This window comes from Frankia sp. CcWB2, assembly GCF_977927585.1.
In genome coordinates, this window is sequence record NZ_CDWRCM010000006.1 from 9,868 (window position 1) to 12,587 (window position 2,720).

4 protein-coding genes are annotated in these 2,720 nt (G+C 70.4%); 1 reads left to right on the forward strand and 3 read right to left on the reverse strand.

The features are described from left to right. From ACY45C_RS01665 to nth, 3 genes are all read right to left on the reverse strand, one after another. Positions 1–464: hypothetical protein (locus ACY45C_RS01665; protein ID WP_462185911.1), on the reverse strand; the 464-nt coding region annotated here is incomplete at its 3' end. Further along, positions 464–1,312 (reverse strand): NUDIX hydrolase, encoded by an 849-nt coding sequence (locus ACY45C_RS01670; RefSeq protein ID WP_462185912.1) that lies wholly within the window; start codon positions 1,310–1,312, stop codon positions 464–466. The genes ACY45C_RS01670 and ACY45C_RS01665, both read right to left, overlap by 1 nt. Beyond that, entirely contained in the window at positions 1,309–2,043 is a 735-nt protein-coding gene (gene nth / locus ACY45C_RS01675; protein ID WP_462185913.1) for an endonuclease III, read from the reverse strand. The genes ACY45C_RS01670 and nth overlap by 4 nt, the downstream gene beginning before the upstream one ends. 144 nt (positions 2,044–2,187) lie before the next feature. On the opposite strand from nth, the gene ACY45C_RS01680 reads away from it, so the two are divergent. Then, on the forward strand, positions 2,188–2,424 hold the full coding sequence (locus tag ACY45C_RS01680) for a hypothetical protein (RefSeq protein WP_023840719.1): 237 nt from the start codon (positions 2,188–2,190) through the stop codon (positions 2,422–2,424). Positions 2,425–2,720: the final 296 nt, after the last annotated feature.

The window sequence follows — 2,720 nt, forward strand, 5'->3', positions numbered from 1 at the left end:
CTCTGTGGCTCTCCCGCGGAGACGATGCGCGTGTGTGCCTCGGGAATCCGCGGAATGACGAAGTTGTGCGGCGGGGACTGCGGCGTGACCGAGAAGTCGACGCGGATCCGCCCCGGCCTGGCCACCAGTTCCATCGCGGAGAAGTGCAGGTTCGGCAGGCCCGTGACGGCGAAGATCTGCAGGCCGCCCGCTCCCTCGGTGGGAGTGAGGGAGGGCCCCGTCGACGCGCCGTCCTTGCCCGAGCCGCCGCAGCCCGCGGCGCCCAGGAACAGACCGAGCGCCAGCCCGAGGGCTACCGTGAGCCGGCCCAGCCGGGGTGTCCGTCCGGTCCAGCCCGCCCGGTCCATCCAGGCCACCCGAGCGGGCGGGCGCTGGATACCACCCGGCCGTCGTGACCGCCCCTGCCGGGGGGAGTGGATGGACGGTCGCGGTCCCGCATGGTCACGGTCCGCGGTGCTGGTCATCAGCTGTGCCTCTCGTCGCAGGGCGATGCCGGTGCCGTCGGCGGGCTGGACTTGTCCAGTGGCGGGGACTTGTCCAGTGGACCGGACTGTAGCGGTGCAGGGGACGGTGCCGGCGGGCGGGACGTCTGCGCGGGCATGACCGGGGTCCCGCTGGTCGTGGCCCGCGCGACTGGGTAGTCGATGAGCTCGGTGTCGTCCCACGGCTGTTCCCACCCGCCGAGACGGAGAAGAACATCGAGGATGCCCGCGGTGAAGCCCCGCACCAGCATGCTGCGGACCCGAAAGGCGGGTCCGGCGAGGCCGGTGCGGTGGCGCAGCATGACCCGGTTGGCCGGGTCGGCCAGCTCCGCGAGTGGCACCCGGGCGACCGACGAGGTCTCGGCGGGATCGACGGGCACGACCGCGCACGGAATACGCCACCAGCCGATCACCGGGGTCACGAGATAACGACTGGCGTGCAGGTAGAGCGGGGAGGCGACGGTGAGCACCTCGACCCCCGCGGGATCGAGCCCTACCTCTTCCTCGGCTTCGCGCAGCGCCGTGTGCACCCGCGACTCGTCCGTCGCGTCGGTGGCGCCACCGGGGAACGCGGGCTGGTTGGCATGGCTGCGCAGCTCGGCCGCCCGTTCGAGCAGGAGGATGTCCGGCCCCTCCGGGCCATCATCGCCGAACAGGATGAGTACGGCGGCCGGTCGAGCATCCGCGCCCGCATGACCCGGATGGGTCCGGCTGGTCACGAGGGCCTGCCCGGCCTTCTCCGCCAGAGTGCGCAGCCAGGCCGGGGGCGGGGGGATGGTGGCCCCGTCGGCGTCGAAGGCGCCGTCGGCGTTGGCTGGCATCTCGTTCATCGCAGGGTTTCGACGTCGTTGCGTGTTCCCCGGACCAGCCGGGCCGCCTCGGCAGGCTCAGTGGGGCCGAGCCCGAAGGACGGGCACAGCCGGGCCAGCCCGCAGGCGCCGCAGGCCGGGCGGCGCGAGTGACAGATCCGTCGCCCATGAAAGATCATGCGATCGGAGGCGATGGTCCAGTCCCGCTGTTCGATGAGCGCCGCCAGGTCCGACTCGACCTTGACGGGGTCGGTCTGAGTGGTCAGCCCAAAGCGGCGGGACAGCCGCCCGACGTGAGTGTCGACGGTGATTCCGGGCAGGTCGAACGCATGCCCCAGCACGACGTTCGCCGTCTTGCGACCGACGCCCGGCAAGGTCATCAGGGCCGCCAGCGACCGTGGAACCTCACCGTCGAAGCGTTCGGTCAGGGCCGCGCCGATGCCGATCAGCGAGTTCGCCTTGGCGCGGAAGAACCCGGTCTGTCGCAGCATGTCCTCGAGTTCGGCGCGGTCCGCGCCCGCATAGTCGGCTGCGGTCCGATAACGGGCGAACACTCCAGGAGTGACCTCGTTGACCTTCTTGTCCGTGCACTGGGCCGACAAGACGGTGGCGACCAGCAGTTCGAGAGCGTTGTCGAAGTGTAACGCGATGTGGGCGTCGGGATGGATATTGCCCAGCAGACGCACTATCCGGCGAGCCCGCCGGGTCTTCGCGAGCGGGGTCTCCGCCGCGGCGTCGACGGTTGCGGGCATGTCTGGCAGCGTATCTGCCGGTCGATCCGCCCGTCCGGCACCGCTGCCGGGTGGTCCGAACGGGCTCCGGCCAGGTGGCCGATGCGCGACACACCCACCCCCGGTCGCATGCGATGGTCGCCGGTCGGCCACCATGGAGAGGTCATGTTTGTCATTGCCGCGGTCACCTTTCCCCTGCTGCTTCTCGGCCTTCTGCTGGCGATGGAACGGGTGGAACGTCCGTTGAATGCCGCCGACACCGGTAAGGGCCTCGAGGGCTTCCTCGACAACGCCCGGCCGGACGAGGTCAGCACCTTCGTCAATCAGGGCCTCCCCGCCGCGTTGGAGCGATACCGGCGGCGTCTGCGCCGACCGCCGCCGGGCAAGCATCGAGCCGCCTGACCGCGCGGGGCTAGGCCGGGCCGATCGGGCCTGTCGGGTCCTGTCGATCGGCCTGTCGGGTCCTGTCGATCGGCCTGTCGGAGCCATCTGGGGGTCCCTGGCCGTGCTCTCTGCCGATAGTCCTGGCATGCTCAGGACCGTGGAGGATCTGCTTGCCCGCGTACCACTGTTCGTAGGGCTGTCCGAGCAGGACCGAATGGCCCTCTCTGACCATCTTGATCGGCAGGAGGTCACCCGTGGGGACGTGCTGTTCCGTGAAGGAGATGTCGGGGACCGGGTCTTCGTCGTCCTGTCCG